Raw genomic sequence first — 15,463 nt, forward strand, 5'->3', positions numbered from 1 at the left:
ACCGCCTGAGGCAGGCCCCCCAGGTGAGCGGCTCGGGAACGCCCATGATTGCCATGCGCCCTGCTTGGGCTTACAGTTAAGGAATGACTGACTGCACCAATGACACATCCTTTAATAATCAGGCTGACAAACCCGCCCTGCGGGTGATTGTGAGCCTTGATGTGGAAGAAGAGGGGCTATTTTCCGGCAATTATGCGGCGAGAGGCTGCGGCGTGCGCAATGTGGCCCTGCTGCGCAGGCTTGCCCCCCTCACCAGTGAGCTGGGTTTCCCGCTCACGCTGTTTTGCGCGCACACGGTTTTTGCCAATGCCGAGGCCTGTTCCCATCTGGCCTGGATGCGCGACCACTGCAATGCGGAAATAGCCGCGCACCTGCACCACTGGAGCACGCCGCCGCTTGGGGACGACACGACCCAGCCCGCCCCGGAAAAACAGGGGCCGCCCACCCGCACAGACCGCCTGCCGCGAGAATTGCTGCGCCAGCGCCTGCGTACCCTGCTGGATGCCGGACGCGAATTCCAGGGCGCGGATCTGACCAGCTTCCGCATGGGACGCTGGGATCTCAAATCCACTGTTCGCCCCCTGCTGGCGGAGGAAGGCATCACCTTTGACAGTTCGGTGTGCCCCTTGCGTGTTTTCCATGACGGGCCGGATCATTTCCTTGCGCCCTCCGACCCGTACTGGCTTGAGGACGCCCCCGGCCTGCTGGAGTCGCCGGTCACACAGATTCCGCTTTCGCGCACGCTGGCCCGGCTGTGGCATGGTTGCGCCAAAGGCGCGGCCTGGACCGATTCCTTTCATTTCTGGGGAGCATTGAGCCCCAACCCGGTATGGCACAGCACCGCCGTCATGCGGGCGGCTACGCGCCTGCACATGGCACGCGGCGGACGGGTTTTGAGCCTGTTCTGGCATTCGTCAGAAATGCTCCCCGGCGGCTCCCCCAATATCCCCGATCAAAAAGCCGCCGATGCCCTGTACACAAAAATTTATGATTTTCTGGCGTGGCTGACGCGCAATTACGCAGTGCGCGGGCTCACCGCCGCCCAACTGCGAGAGCAAGCCCCCGGCCTTGATTTCGGCCCTCGCCCGGCAGGCAAAGGGGACTGGTGATGCAGCGCGTGGTCTTTGTGCTGCTTGATGGCCTTGCCGCCGCCACGGCCCGCCGCTGCATGAGTTACATGCAGTCGCTCGCCGATGCGGGGCTGGCACGCCATACGGAGTTGCAAGGCGAACTGCCGCCGCTCTCCCGCCCCATTTACGCCACACTGCTCACAGGTCTGCGCCCGGCGCAAAGCGGCATTATGCATAATGATGATGCCCGGCTCTGCCCCGCGCCAACCATTTTCAGCCGCGCGCAGGCCGCAGGCCTGACCACCGCCGCCGCTGCCTACCACTGGATGAGCGAGTTGTGCAACGTGGCCCCCTTTGAGCCGGGGCGCGACCGTATTACAGACGATGCGGCCCTGCCCATTGCCCACGGCCTGTTTTACTGCACCGATGCCTACCCGGACGATGAGATTTTTCACGATGCGGCCTGCCTGCGGCGGCGCCATGAACCGCATCTGCTGCTGGCGCACAGCATGGGCATTGACAACGCAGGCCATCTGCACGGCGCAGACAGCAAGAAATACCGGGATGCCGCCCGCAGGGCCGATGGGCTGCTGGCCCGCTGGCTGCCGGAATGGACGGCGGCAGGCTATGCGGTTCTGGTCACCAGCGATCACGGCATGGACGACGACGGCAGCCACAACGACAACAGCGAAGCCACCCGGCGAATTCCCCTGTGGCTGACGGGCGAAGGATTTAAAAACACCCCGTTGCCCACAGATCAGACGCAGATTGCAGGGCTTGTATGCCGTGCGCTCGGCATTGAATAACCCCTGCACCTCCACCAAGCTCATGCGACAGAACATGTTTAACGGCTATGTATGGATTTTGCTGGCGGCCCTGCTGTGGTCGCTGCTGGGTGTTGTTTCCAAGTTTTGCCAGTATGCGGGCGTATTGCCGCTTGAAACGGCCTTTTGGCGGGCGGCCATAGGCTGCGCTTTCTTTTTGGCGCACGCCGCTTTGACCGGGGGGCTGCGCATTCCCTTACGCCATGCCCTGACGTTTATGCTTTTTGGCGCATGGGGCGTTGGGGTGTTTTTCGGTGCCATGCAAATGGCCATCAAGCTCAGCGGCGGCGCAACCGCCGTGGTGCTGCTGTATACTGCCCCGGTGTGGGTGGCTGTTTTTTCGCGCTTTTTGTTTGGCGAACACATAACACGGCGCAAGGCGCTGGCCGTGCTCATTGCCCTTTCCGGCACGGCGCTGGTCTGTTTTTCCGGCGGCAGCCTGCCTGGCGAAACATCCCTTGCGGGCATTGGCTTTGGCCTGCTCTCCGGCCTGTGCTATGCCACGCACTATCCCTTTTACCGCTGGTGGCAACGCCGTTATTCCACAGCCAGCATTTATGGCTTCATGCTGCTGGGTGGTGTGGTGGCTCTGGGCTTCTGCGGCCCGGTGCATGTGGATCACGCCCTGGACACATGGGGTTGGCTGTTCGCCCTGGGGCTGCTCACCTGCTACATGGCCTACATCTGCTACGGGCAAGGGTTGAAACGCATCAGCCTTGTGCGGGCAGCAGTTACCTGCCATCTGGAGCCGGTGCTCGGCACTCTTTGGGTCTGGCTGTTCTGGAATGAAAGTTTCAGCGCGTCCGGCTGGTTGGGTGGCGCGCTGGTTCTCAGTGCGGTATTTCTGCTGACCACTGACAAAACCAGCGAATAGTGCGGATCGCTGGATGCCATTGCGCTGACACCCCAAGCCACCAAATACAACCTCGTCCACCAAATACAAACCCCATCAGACTTTCAAAGAAGCAGCGTACGGACTGCCGTGCTTTGTTTGCCTGATGGGGTATATTTATCGGGCTGATCTTGCCCTGACAGATTGAAGTATTAGCGCTGACCGATCACATCCAGAAATACCAGCGGTACGCTACCGCTGCATTTGAGCGCATGAGCGTCGCCAGGACGGGCGATGGTGATGTCGCCGCCTTTCACCGGAGTTTCCTTGCCCGCGCTGTCGGTGAACACGCCCTCGCCGGAAACGATGATGTAGGCGTCTTCATTGTTTTCATGCTTGTGCATGCCAATGGAAGCGCCCGGTTGCAAAGTCATCCAGCCGATTTCCTTGATGACCATGTCCTTGGAGGCGTCGTTGCGGGTAAAGCCGAACTGACCAAACAAGGTTCCCTGACCGCCCGCCACGTTATCACGGTTCCAGGTTTTCAAGGAATCCTTTGGGTAGAGCTGCGGTTCGCCCGCAAGAGCCGTTCCGGCAAATACCAGTGAACACAGCGCTGCGGCAAAAAGCATCTTTTTCATGATCACACTCCCGTTACATGAACACACTCTATAAATGCATATAACGCAATGGAATCAAAGAACAATAAAAACATATCGGCACGCAGGCGGCAAACTGCTGCTGACGCCCTGACCATACGCCCACACAATACCGCTCGCAAGTGAATAATTTCCCAATCAAAGCGCCAAACTGTCGCCCTTACAGGCCTTGCCCCTTGTGGCCTGCGCATGCTTGGTGTATAGGCAAAAGCCTACGCCCTGCCGAATGTGCAAACATGGCGGCACGGTTGCATATTTATGGAGCAAGCCCGCTCCGTACAGCAAAAAATTCACGCATGGAGGCTGCGTTCCTGATGCCCTTGCCCAGGGCATACGCAGAACATTATGAGCAATATCATTCTGACCGGGGATCGCCCCACGGGTAAGCTGCACATCGGACACTTCGCCGGATCGCTCAAGCAGCGCGTTTTGCTGCAAAATTCTGGCAAATTTGATGAAATCTACATCATGCTGGCCGATGCGCAGGCTCTGACCGACAATGCCGACAATCCTGAAAAAGTGCGCAACAACATTCTTGAAGTGGCGTTGGACTACCTTGCCTGCGGCATTGACCCGGAAAAGTCCTCCATCTTCATTCAGTCCCAGTTGCCGCAGCTTTATGAACTGAGCTTCCACTACATGAACCTTGTCACCGTGTCGCGCCTCCAGCGCAACCCCACGGTCAAGGCAGAGATTGCCCAGAAAAATTTTGAGCAGAGCATCCCCGTGGGATTCTTCACCTACCCCATCAGCCAGGCGGCAGACATCACGGCTTTTGAGGCCACCGCCGTGCCGGTAGGCGAAGACCAGAAGCCCATGCTGGAACAGACCGTGGAAATCGTGCGCAAGTTCAACAGCACCTACGGCGAAACTCTGGTGGAACCGCAGATCCTGCTGGAACAGAACGCCGCCTGCCTGCGCCTGCCCGGCATTGACGGCAAGGCCAAGATGAGCAAGTCCATCGGCAACTGCATCTATCTGAGCGACTCCGAGAAGGAAGTTCACGACAAAATTTTCAGCATGTTCACCGACCCTGGCCACCTCAAGGCTTCCGATCCCGGCAAGATTGAGGGCAATACCGTGTTCACCTATCTGGACGCCTTTGCCGTGCCGGAAGACTTTGCCAAGTTCAATTCACCCTACCCCAATCTGGACGAAATGAAGGCCCACTACCAGCGCGGCGGCCTTGGAGACGTGGCGGTGAAGAAGTTCCTCAACGAAGTCATGCAGCAGATCCTCGGCCCCATCCGCACCCGCAGGCAGCAATACGAACAGGACATTCCTTTCGTCATTGACGTGCTCAAGAAAGGTACGGAAAAGGCCTATGACAAGGCCGCCAAAACCCTTGAAAAGGTTCGCCGGGCCATGAAGCTGAACCACTTTGAAGCGGGCCTCAAGCTGCAATCCAAGTAAACAGCCCACTCAGACGGGTTGCCCGAAGCGCAGATAATTGCGCCGTACCATACCAGCCATCCCCGGCAATGCCCTCAGGCAGTGCCGGGGATTTTTGCTTCTTCTGCGGTGCGCCGCTCATGACAGGCTTGACATTAGTTCTATATCGAAATAAATTCCCCACATGAAGACCGATCACATTGTTGCCCTCATAGGCCGGGTGCGCGAGCAGGCCAACAATCTTATTGTCGCTGAGCTTGAAAAGCGCGGACACGGCGGCATGGCCCCATCTCACGGCGCCATTTTGCAGGCCCTGTTTACGCGCGGCCCCATGCATATGAGCGCGCTTGCCGAGGCCATAGGCAAACAAAAAAACACCGTGACCACGCTGGTCGGCAAACTGGAGCAGGCGGGCTACGTAACCAAATCTCCCTCGCAGGAAGATTCGCGGGTTACGCTGGTTTCGCTTTCCGGCAAAGCGCTTGCTGCCAAGGCTGATTTTGACGCCATCTCCCAGACGCTGCTGGAAGCCGTGTGGGGCGACATGCCCCACGCCGAAAGGGAAGCCCTTGTTGCAGGGCTGGAAAGAGTGCTGCGCAACATCAGCCTGAAAAACATATTCTGATACCCGCAAAAGCATCCAACGCACTGTGCTTTGGATGTTTTTTTGTAAAACAATAGTTCGACATAGAATAAAAAGGAGTTCACAATGCAAAAAGTAATCGATTTTCTTTCTGCCAACACCACGGTTTTTCTTGCCACTTCTGATTCCGGCGCGGCCCGCGTACGGCCCTTCCAGTTTCAGTTTGCGGAAAACGGCCGCCTGTGGTTCTGCACTGCGCGCTCAAAAGAAACCTTTGCCCAGTTGCAGAGCGACTCCCGGCTGGAGTTTGCCTGCATGTCGCCCAAAATGGAGACCCTCCGCGTAAAAGGTCAGGCCAATCTGGACGATGACATGGCGATCAAGCGACGCATCATTGAAAGCAACGGCCTTGTGCGCTCAATCTACGGCTCGGCAGAAAACCCTGATTTTACGGTTTTCAGCGTTGATCACGGTACGGCCTTCATGTTTGATTTCAGCGGCAATCCGCCTCAGTCTTTCAGCTTCTAACACGATAAAAACGCACCTTCAGTTCCGCATGTCACGCAGGGGTACTCTCTGTGGCTGGCATGAGTGGCTGAAGGTGCGGCCTCCCGGCAATAGTCATACCCTGCCTCTATGAGCACATCGGTTGCTTCGGATCGGCTTGCGGAGGTATACAGGATTGCGGGCAAAAGCTCAGTGACTTTTTCTCCCTCGGGGGCTGCATGTATACTTTTGATCTTTTATGTTTCTGCATTTCCGTGGCTCTGTACACCGCTTATAATCTCTACATCCGCTTAAGGGAATCATCCAATCCCGGCTACACAATCCACGGCATATCGCGGACCGCAAGGGTTAAGTGGGTGGCGTCCATTCTTGAAAAAAAGAATGGCATTCTTGCCGTGCAAACCCTGCGTAACGCCACCATGGCCTCCACCTTCATGGCCTCAACAAGCGTTTTGCTGGCTGTGGGGGTGCTCTCCCTTACAGGCAATGGGGAAAATGTCAGGCATACATGGCACTCGCTTAACTTTTTTGGTTCTGTGGAGCCGGGCATGTTTGCTTTCAAGATTCTTGCCCTTTTGCTGAATTTTTTTCTGGCTTTTTTTTGCTTTGCCTCATCTCTCAGGCTCTACACGCATGTGGCCTTTATGCTGGGCGCGGAAGCCGACCAACAGGATTCCGATCAGCTTGGCAGCATGTCAGAAAAATACCTGAATATGGGCGCAAACCACTTTTATTTGGGAATGCGCGCCTTCTATTTCAGCGTGCCGCTGGTTTTCTGGATTTTTGGCGCGCAGTTCATGATTTTTGGCACTGCGTTTCTGATCAGCATCATCTTTATTCTTGATAAAACGCCACAACACAAAGAGAGTTAGATATTATCTTGAAATATCATTCCATTCTATTCTTAATAATCTCGTAAAAAAATTCTGAATTTACGTACAAGTTAACGCAGCTATATGCGTATTAATTTTAATTTTTTATGAATACAATCATGTAAATAAAGCATCCTGACAAAAATAACAGTATGTGCGAGAACATTATCAAATTTCTATAACTCACTTCAATCTTCATCTTTGCAGTACAGCGTATTCAACTGCCTGATATAAACGCTTCGTGCAAGCATAATTAACGGCGTACTCACCACTGTTATCACTAGCATGCAGTTTTTATATGCAGTTTATTTAGGTATGCGCATTGTTTTAACCTTGACGCAAGTCAGATAGAATTGACTGCTTAATAGGCAAGAGGTACTTTCTTTTTGTCAACGAATGTTTGTAATCAAATGGAAAAGTCAACCATGGGAGGGAAAGGCATGAAGATTGTATTTTCTGGATTGGTGCTAGGGCTTATGACCATATGTTTGATGGCTTGCAGCAAAAATGTCCCTCAACCTTCTGCCCAGCCAAATGAAACGCTGGTGATGAGCTCTGAGATTGAGAGCACGGTGGCAAAGGTTGAAGCTGTTGATCTCAAAGCGCGCAAGGTAACCTTGAGCAGCCTTCAGGGTGATTTGTTTATTATTCATGTGAGCAAGGAAGCCGTTAATCTGCGGCGCGTAAAGAAAGGAGATATGGTCGATATTTCCTACGGGCGTGAACTGACAGTATGGTTGGCTGAGCCTGGTTCTGTAGCTGACGAACAGGCTACTGCTGTTGTCAGGGCCAAACCCGGATCCCAGCCGCAGGGCATGGGAGTAAGGGAATCGAACTTTACCGCCAAGATACTTGCCATGGATAAAGTCAACGAGCTGGCCAAGCTTGAACTCGCCAACGGTTCTGTGGTGGTGGTCAAGGTGCAAAATCCAGAGAACCTCAAAAAACTTAAGGTCGGGGATACGCTGGGCATAAGTTATCTTGAGGTTGTTGATATCGCCGTACGCAAGAGCTCTAAACAGAGCTCCAAGCAGGGTTCCAAGCGTTGATTCTATAAGCCTGGTGTATTCAAGGGCCATATTAGAGAGGGGAGTGGTCAATGAACGGGAAAATGCTTCGGCGTTTGATGATCTTCTTATCCCTGCTTGCACTCATGGTCGTTGCTCTTCCAGCACCCTCCGTGGCAGACAGCGCGGCATCCATCAATTATGATGTTACTGCTGCGTTGAACCAGTTATATGCTTCAAGCCCTGCGGCGAAAAAAATGGGAAGCACGGCCAAGGGAATCCTTGTCTTTCCCAATATAGTCAAGGGCGGCCTTATCATTGGCGGTCAATTCGGCGAAGGCGCCCTGCGGGTTGGAGGCAAAACCAAGGGCTTCTATCGTAGCGTGGCAGCATCCTACGGGTTGCAGGCCGGGATACAGAAGTTTGGCTATGCTCTGTTTTTTCTTTCGGATGACGACCTGAAGTATCTGAAAAGCAGTGGAGGATGGGAGATAGGTGTCGGCCCCAGCGTAGTTATAGTGGATGAGGGAATGGCCAGATCATTTACCACTACCACGGCTCGCTCAGGGGTGTACGCATTTTTCTTCAACCAGAAGGGGCTGATGGCTGGCTTGGGTATTCAGGGCAGCAAAATAACTGAAATACATCCGAGCAAGTAGCCTCTGATTTTCTTCTACTTGAAATAGCCTTTTAAAGTGCATAAACGGCGGCTTACGGTTCAAGGTAGGCCGCCGTTTTTTACGCTTGCGGTTGGGATAGTGCCCCCTTGATGCGCCATACTCTTTTGTGCTCAAGTTTACATGCGCAATCGCCACCTGAACTGCCTGCCGATCTGCCCTATTCCCTTTTTTCTGAAAATCGTACGATCTTTGCCGCTAACATCCCTGACCCCTTGATTGTTTTTTGGCCTGATATTACATAGGTTGATAATAAGTCACCCAACATGCATTGCAGGATCGCTCAAATGGGCCTCCTTGCCGGGTGCGATTGCAGACAGCTTGCAGGCTGGCACGGCAACCCCTGATGCCGGTGCCTTTATGGGTCTTTGACACGAATCCGAGCAAACGGCTCACAGTCTGACCATAACACTGAGCCGTAGAAGGTGGACTTGCAAGCGACACTCTGCATATGAACAGCAAACCGCTAGCCCAATCCCTCTTGTGCCTGCTTGATAATTTGAGCGGAAGGCCATTTTTTCTTGCCATACGGCGAGGGCTGTTCATTGTTTTGCCGCTCATAATGATCGGCTCATTCACCCTTCTGCTGCGCAATTTGCCCTTTGAAGCCGCGCAAAATGCCGTTGACGCCCTGCTTGGCCCCGTGGGGATGCGCGCGTGCGACACCCTTGTGGCAGGCACATTCGGCATATCCGCTCTGGCCCTGGCCTGTGCACTGGGCGGAGCCAGCGCCATGCGGGCCAATCTGACCAATCCTTCTGCCCCAGCAGTCAGCCCCATGCTGAGTTCGCTGGTGGTTCTCTCCTGCTTTTTTGTCATTGTTGCGCCAGAAGAAACAAGTTCCTGGACCATCAGCTTTTCCATGGACAGAGGCCTTCTGCTTGCCATGTGCGTGGCCATGGCGGGCAGCGCCGTATTTGTGCGTCTGGCGCGGTACCGGATTTTTCATCTGTCGGAAGAAATGGCCGGGCATGATCCGGTTGTCCGCGATGTGGTCACGGTTATGCCTGCGGCCATGTTAACAATCTTGCTCTTTGGGTTTATCCGCTTTCTGCTGACACTATGGGGGGCACCAGACCTGCATGCCGCAACAAGCAAACTGCTTACCCTGCCCTTTCAGCATAGCGGCAATGGCCTCGGCTTTGGCCTGCTCTACAGCTTCACCTCGCAAGTGCTCTGGTTTTTCGGCGCTCATGGCCCCAACGTGCTCAATTCGGTGGATGTGAACATCCTCACCCCTGCGGGCCTCGTTAATGCCAAAGCCGTAATGTATGGCAACGAGCCGCCTTTTGTGTTCACAAAAATATTTTTTGATACATTTACGCGCATGGGCGGCTCTGGCTCCACCCTGGCCCTATGCTTTGCCGTTCTGGTACGCTGCCGCGACTGGGGTATGAAAAAACTCTGCCTGTTTGCGCTGGTTCCGGCCATGTGCAACGTTAATGAGCCGCTTATTTTTGGCATTCCCCTGATGCTCAATCCCGCCTTTGCCATTCCTTTTATTCTGGTGCCGGCGGTACAAACCGTAGTGGCCTACCTTGCAACAATTATTGGCTTTGTGCCGCATACCACGGTGGGGGTTGCCTGGACCATCCCCCCGCTGGTCAGCGGCTATGTCGCCACTGGCAGCATCAATGGCTCCATTTTGCAGATGATAAACCTTGGGCTGGGCTTCCTCATCTATCTGCCCTTTGTGGCTCTCTCTGACGCAGTGCGCGAAAAGCACGGCAAACAGGTTATGCACAGCCTGCTGCAAATTGCCAACCGCTGCGATTCTGGGTCTCCCGACAACCGCAAGTGCCTGAACATTCCCGGCGAAGTGGGCCGCCTTGCCCACACGCTTGCCTCAGACCTTGAGCGGTCGCTAAACGCCAATGACGGTCAGCTTTATCTTGTATTCCAGCCACAGTGCGACCATGCAGCAAAACGCGTGGCAGGCGTGGAAGCCCTGCTGCGGTGGGATCACCCCATATATGGCCCTGTGGCCCCGCCCATTATTGTTGCGCTTGCCGAAGACACAAACCTCATTGACCGGCTGGGCAAATTTGTTCTGCTTGAGGCCTGCAAACTGCGCGCTGCATGGCAGCCCACAGTTCCGCATGACCTTGTGATCGCCGTGAATATCACTCCCAGTCAGTTGCGCAATGCCAACTTTGCCCAGATGGTGCTTGGTACGCTGCACGGCCTGGGCCTTACACCCACCCAGCTGGAGCTGGAGATTACGGAATCTTCCATTCTGGAGCCGGACGCCCGAACCCTTGATCTGCTTACCCGTTTGCGTGTGCTTGGAGTACGCCTTGCCATTGATGATTTCGGCATGGGTCACACATCGTTGCGCTACATCCGCGCCTTCCCCGTGACCACGGTCAAGGTTGACCGCTCCCTCACAGAAAGCCTCAACAGCAACGTGCAGGAGCAGATCGTGCGCAGCATTCTGGATTTGAGCCGCAGCCTGCGCATAACCACCGTGGTGGAGGGCGTGGAGGACGAGCAACAGTTGCGCGTTTTTACGGGCATAGGCTACCATACGTTTCAGGGCTATTATTTCAGCCGCCCGCTTTCTGGTGCGGACTGCCTGGACTTTGTGCTGCGCTACAACGAGCAGAAGGATCAGGAAGCCTAAGGCAGCAGCAGACGTTTTTTCTGCATGCCCCATCACGCAAAAAGCCCCGGCATAACCGGGGCCTGAACTTAATAGCTTGAACTCTCACCAATCTGCCGCAATCATACCCTGTCAGACAGGGCCAAGGCCGCGTGACGGGCAAAGCCTGCGCTACCTTCTTCAGACGGATTCGCCTTCGATTTTTTGCAACAGGCTGGCGCAAAAGCTATCCAGCATTTTTTCTGTTTCGTCGCCCAGCCCCAGAACAGAGCCAGAGCGCAACTGGCGTGCACGTAGCGGCTCAAGATCAGGCATGCTGACGCGTTGTTGCGGCAGATCGGCTATAGGCGGCAGATCGGCTGTCTGATCAGGAGTAGCCTTGTTCAGCACCAGCACCTGACGGTGCAGGCCCAGATCGCCAGCCATGCGAGCAACCTCCGCCGCTGTTTCCAGCGAGCGCATGCTCGGCTCGGATACCACCAGCAAGGCATCCACATGGGCCACGGTTCCTCGGCCCAAGTGCTCCACACCGGCCTCCATGTCCACCAGCACCCATTCACGCCTGTCGAGCACCAGGTGCGCCAGCAGGGCCTTGAGCAGGGCGTTGCTTTCACAAGCGCAGCCGCCCCCGGCGCTGGTCAAGGGCCCCATGACCAACAAACGTTTGTCTCCAGCGGTTTTCCCCCCATCCCCTGCAACAGGCAGGAGGGCTGACAGAGCCTCGGGCAGATCGCTGACATGCGGATCAAGGTCCATCATGCCGCCCTTGCCAGCGGGGCGAATGCGTTCTTCAATCAATGCGGCGCGCTGGGTGAGGGCCTCCGGCAAATCAGCCCGCGCCAAACCAGAGGCCTGCCCGAGCGAAAGCGCCGTGTCGGCATCCACAAGCCAGACTTTTTCTCCGCGCCGCGCCAGATAATCGCCAAGCCAGGCGGTGATGGAGGTTTTGCCCACGCCGCCCTTGCCAGAAACGGCAATCTTCATGCAATCCCCCTGTGGTTTATGTATTAGTCCTTGAGCTTTGCACAGAGCGGGCAGGCCTTGCCCACCCGCCCTGCAAAACACGCTGGCCTAAGGTTGCAGGCCAAGGCCCTGCCGCTTCAGCCGGATGCGCGCATCCAGCAGGTCAGCTGCCTTTTCGGGATCGTCATTCACCACAAAGGATGCGCCCACAATCTGTTCCAGACCGTTCAGGGCGATATCTGTCACCTTTTCCGAGCCAAGAATGTTGGGCGGCAGACCCAGATGCGTGTAAATGCCGCTGGCAACGGCATACAGACCGATGGCCGCCGCTTTTTCAGAGTACCATTCCGGCGAGGACGCGCCCACAGGCAGATCGGAGATATCCACGCCCAGAGCATTGGCGATCAGCGCGCATAGCTGCAAAATACGGGCGTTATCCACGCAGCTGCCGAGGTGCAGCACAGGCGGAATGCCCAGCGCCCCGCACAGGCTTTGCAGCCCTGGCCCGGCCATGGAAGCGCCCTCGGGCACCAGCAGCCCGGCCTTGCCCGCCGCAGTGGTGACGCAACCTGTGGCCAGAACCATAATATCTTTTTTGATAAGCGCCTTCATGAGGCCCACGTTGGCCGAGTCGTGCTTGATCTTGGGGTTGTTGCAACCAACCACGCCCACAAACCCGCGCACAGTGCCAGCCTTGACGGCATCCAGCAAGGGATCAAGCGAGCCGCCCAGAGCCTCAAGAATGGCCTCGTTGGAGAAACCGGTCATGATGTTGACAGGTTCACCGGGGATTTCCACACGCTTGGGGTCACGCTCCAAGAACGCATCCACCGCCATGCGTACGATCTTGCGGGCTTCTTCCCTCGCATTTTCGGGATGGAAATTAAAATGGATGGCCCCGGTAAAGCGCGCCTTGGCTGCTGTGTCGATAAAGCGGGTGTGGTAGCAGCCAGTCACCTGCACCAGACTCGGCATGATGCACTGATAGTCCACCACCACAACTTCCACAGCGCCGGTCACGATTGCCAGCTCCGTCATCAGGTGGTTGCCAGCCATGGGGATGCCCTGGCGCATGAGCAGCTCATTGCCGGTACAGCACAACCCGGCAACTGTGATGCCGGTTGCTCCGTTCTTTTTGGCAAGCTCGATCATTTCAGGGTCGCGAGCCGCGTCCAGAATCATCTCGGACACCACAGGATTGTGGCCGTGCACCAGTATGTTGACCGTGTCTTTTTTGATGACACCAAGATTGGCGGTGGACATCTTGGGTTTGGGAGTACCGAAAAGCACGTCGCACAGCTCAGTGGCAATCATGGATCCAGCCCAGCCATCAGCCAGGGCGCAGCGCGCCGCATGCAGCATGGTATTGGGCGCATCGTTATCGCAGCCCATGTGGGTGCGGTGCATCATTTCGGCAATTTCGCGGTCAACCCCGCGCGGAGTGATGTCGAGATTTTCCCACAGCTCGCGGCGCTTGGCCGGAACACGGGAGACAAAATTGACCGCCTTGCGCCTGCTGCCAAAATCGCTGTAGCAGGCATCCACCACATCGGAGGCCACATCAAGCGTCTCGCGCCCTTCTGTCGCAACGCCCAGTTCAGCGGCAATGCGCCGCAGTTTGGCCTCGTCCCGAATCTGATAGCCGGGGGCGCGGCCTTCCACCACTGCCTCCAGGGCCTCGATCACATCACGCCCGTGATCCGAATGCCCGGCTGAACCGCCTGCGATGAAGCGCCCAAAGTTGCGGGCCACAATCACATCGGCGTCTGCGCCACACACGCCGCGAGAAAGTTTTCCGCCGGGTTCGGCCTTGGCACTGATACGGCACGGCCCCATGACGCAGTTGCGGCAAGTGGTGCCAAGCTCGCAAAAACGGCAATGCGGCGTTTGCTGATTCAGCCTGTCCCAGGCAGTTTCTACGCCATCTGCTCTGGCCTTTGCCAGCATACTTTTGGCATCATCCCATATGGACATGTCATTGATGTCGCGCTTTTTGCTTTCCATAGCTGCCCCACAAAACTTGAGGTTACACGGCGCGCCAAGTCTGCGCCGCAATCTTTGTCATACTGGTATCACAGTCAGGCAAGGGCGTCTGTCAGATGTGCGACAAAGGAACGGTGATGATTTTTATATCAAGTTAATCGCATAAAATAATTATATTTTTACCATGAACACAGTAAAAAATAGTAAAAAAGTCAGAAATTGATAACTGGAAAGAGCTGAGCAGAAGAAAATTTTGGCGGGTTAGTCCAGAAGTTCGCGAAGACGACCTTCGTCGAGAATGCAATACACGCCGCGCTGCTCCTTGAGCAGAATGCCGGAGCGGGTCAAGTCGGTCAGCAAGGTGGAAATGGTCTGGCGGGACGCCCCGAGGGTCTGGGCCAACATCTCGCCTGAAAGCTGCAGGCGGACGCGGCGGCGGCCATCGGGACCAGGAGCGCTTTCTTGCGCGGCAGAAACAAGATGACGAGCCAGGCGGGCAGAAACATCGCGAAGCGCAAGGCCATCAACAATGCTGAATGTATTTTTGAGAATACCGCCAAGCACTCGTACAACAGTTACCGTAAACTGCGGCACAGACATCATGCGCTGGTTAAACGTGGGCGTGTCCACCAGCAGGATTGTGGTATCTTCCACAGCCTGCACCTGCGCGCTTGAATGGCTGACGTACACATCGCCCGGTTTGAGAAAGGCGAGGGTAAATTCCTTTTCGCCATAGGCAAGATATACGCGCACAAGGCCCTTGCTCACAATGAACACGTAATTGCCGGCTGTCAGCCGCTCCCCTGCTGAAGAAACTGGCGTTGGGGAACTTTCCAGCTCTTCATCATAGCTGGGCGTAAAAATCATGCTGTTTTTGGGGAAACTGCGCTCATGAAAAGCGGAAAGCAACGAGGAGAATTCCGGCTTGGCCAGTTCATCCAGCAAATTGACTGAGGTAAACTTCATGGGATTCTCCTGCTTCCGGCATGCTCACTGATTCACGGGGATACTCAGCATGTCGACATTTGATCGGTCATTCCACAGTAATCCCTCACTACTGATTTAAACATATAGCCCATGTGCAAATTCGTCAAAGATTTCGCTACACGACAAGGTTTGGGTCGCCTGAGTGGTGCGCAATTTCTGCTCATCGTAGAGTTTAAGTATTTTGCTGCCCTTCGGGCACTTGATTCCGCATCCTGTAGCGCGTTTGGACCTCAAAGGCTTAGAATTTGCCTCTCAGTTGAGGTGAACCTTTAGATTTTGCTGCCCTTCGGGTGCTATCTTCCGCCATCCGGCGAAGTTTGGAGGCGATGCAGAGCAATTTTTGCCCATTGTAGAGCAAATCCTTTCTGCCCTTCGGGCGCGATCTTCTGCCGTCCGGCGGAGTTTGGTACGCCTGTGCGGCGCGCAGCAAGGCGGGGCCGGTTATGGGGCTACGCCCCCTTCTCGGCCCCCCTTGCATCCCCCCCGAAGCACCCCGAAGAGGGAC

14 protein-coding genes are annotated in these 15,463 nt (G+C 55.6%); 10 read left to right on the plus strand and 4 right to left on the minus strand.

Going from position 1 to position 15,463, the window contains the following annotated elements; translation table 11 throughout:
* Positions 1 to 83 precede the first annotated feature (83 nt).
* The 3 genes from JMF94_RS14060 to JMF94_RS14070 are packed head-to-tail and all read left to right on the plus strand — an operon-like array spanning position 84 to position 2,768.
* The gene (locus JMF94_RS14060) at positions 84 to 1,109 is read left to right on the plus strand and encodes a hypothetical protein (protein ID WP_240825871.1); all 1,026 of its coding nucleotides are present in this window, start codon (positions 84 to 86) and stop codon (positions 1,107 to 1,109) included.
* Complete coding sequence (locus JMF94_RS14065; protein ID WP_240825872.1) at positions 1,109 to 1,876, plus strand: alkaline phosphatase family protein; 768 nt, start codon at positions 1,109 to 1,111, stop codon at positions 1,874 to 1,876. Before JMF94_RS14060 ends, JMF94_RS14065 begins: the two co-directional genes overlap by 1 nt.
* Positions 1,857 to 2,768 (plus strand): EamA family transporter, encoded by a 912-nt coding sequence (locus tag JMF94_RS14070; protein WP_240825873.1) that lies wholly within the window; start codon positions 1,857 to 1,859, stop codon positions 2,766 to 2,768. Before JMF94_RS14065 ends, JMF94_RS14070 begins: the two co-directional genes overlap by 20 nt.
* Positions 2,769 to 2,938: 170 nt before the next feature.
* Here the strand turns inward: JMF94_RS14070 and JMF94_RS14075 are convergent, their stop codons facing one another.
* Positions 2,939 to 3,367 carry a cupin domain-containing protein gene (locus tag JMF94_RS14075; protein ID WP_240825874.1) on the minus strand — a complete coding sequence of 143 codons (429 nt, stop codon included), beginning with the start codon at positions 3,365 to 3,367 and terminating at the stop codon, positions 2,939 to 2,941.
* Between the two features lie 363 nt (positions 3,368 to 3,730).
* Here JMF94_RS14075 and trpS point away from each other — a divergent pair, with 363 nt between their 5' ends.
* The 7 genes from trpS (at position 3,731) to JMF94_RS14110 (ending at position 11,046) form a co-directional block, all read left to right on the plus strand.
* Positions 3,731 to 4,798: a tryptophan--tRNA ligase gene (trpS, locus tag JMF94_RS14080; RefSeq protein ID WP_209819116.1), complete on the plus strand. Its 1,068-nt coding sequence runs from the start codon at positions 3,731 to 3,733 to the stop codon at positions 4,796 to 4,798.
* 163 nt (positions 4,799 to 4,961) lie between these two features.
* Complete coding sequence (locus JMF94_RS14085) at positions 4,962 to 5,402, plus strand: MarR family transcriptional regulator (protein ID WP_240825875.1); 441 nt, start codon at positions 4,962 to 4,964, stop codon at positions 5,400 to 5,402.
* A gap of 84 nt (positions 5,403 to 5,486) precedes the next feature.
* Positions 5,487 to 5,888, plus strand: coding sequence for a pyridoxamine 5'-phosphate oxidase family protein (locus JMF94_RS14090; protein WP_240825876.1), 402 nt, complete (start codon positions 5,487 to 5,489; stop codon positions 5,886 to 5,888).
* A gap of 197 nt (positions 5,889 to 6,085) precedes the next feature.
* Positions 6,086 to 6,739 (plus strand): DUF599 domain-containing protein, encoded by a 654-nt coding sequence (locus JMF94_RS14095; RefSeq protein WP_240825877.1) that lies wholly within the window; start codon positions 6,086 to 6,088, stop codon positions 6,737 to 6,739.
* A gap of 440 nt (positions 6,740 to 7,179) precedes the next feature.
* The gene (locus JMF94_RS14100; RefSeq protein WP_240825878.1) at positions 7,180 to 7,788 is read left to right on the plus strand and encodes a hypothetical protein; all 609 of its coding nucleotides are present in this window, start codon (positions 7,180 to 7,182) and stop codon (positions 7,786 to 7,788) included.
* Positions 7,789 to 7,838: 50 nt separating this feature from the next.
* Positions 7,839 to 8,405: a twin-arginine translocation pathway signal protein gene (locus JMF94_RS14105; protein WP_240825879.1), complete on the plus strand. Its 567-nt coding sequence runs from the start codon at positions 7,839 to 7,841 to the stop codon at positions 8,403 to 8,405.
* Between the two features lie 469 nt (positions 8,406 to 8,874).
* The gene (locus JMF94_RS14110) at positions 8,875 to 11,046 is read left to right on the plus strand and encodes an EAL domain-containing protein (protein ID WP_240825880.1); all 2,172 of its coding nucleotides are present in this window, start codon (positions 8,875 to 8,877) and stop codon (positions 11,044 to 11,046) included.
* A gap of 159 nt (positions 11,047 to 11,205) precedes the next feature.
* On the opposite strand, the gene JMF94_RS14115 is transcribed toward JMF94_RS14110, so the two are convergent.
* The 3 genes from JMF94_RS14115 to JMF94_RS14125 form a co-directional block, all read right to left on the minus strand.
* On the minus strand, positions 11,206 to 12,009 hold the full coding sequence (locus tag JMF94_RS14115; RefSeq protein ID WP_240825882.1) for a P-loop NTPase: 804 nt from the start codon (positions 12,007 to 12,009) through the stop codon (positions 11,206 to 11,208).
* A gap of 87 nt (positions 12,010 to 12,096) precedes the next feature.
* Complete coding sequence (cooS, locus tag JMF94_RS14120; RefSeq protein WP_240825884.1) at positions 12,097 to 13,992, minus strand: anaerobic carbon-monoxide dehydrogenase catalytic subunit; 1,896 nt, start codon at positions 13,990 to 13,992, stop codon at positions 12,097 to 12,099.
* Positions 13,993 to 14,232: 240 nt separating this feature from the next.
* Positions 14,233 to 14,937 (minus strand): Crp/Fnr family transcriptional regulator, encoded by a 705-nt coding sequence (locus tag JMF94_RS14125; protein ID WP_192113761.1) that lies wholly within the window; start codon positions 14,935 to 14,937, stop codon positions 14,233 to 14,235.
* Positions 14,938 to 15,463: the final 526 nt, after the last annotated feature.

Source organism: Desulfovibrio sp. UIB00, from assembly GCF_022508225.1.
GTDB lineage: Bacteria > Desulfobacterota > Desulfovibrionia > Desulfovibrionales > Desulfovibrionaceae > Desulfovibrio.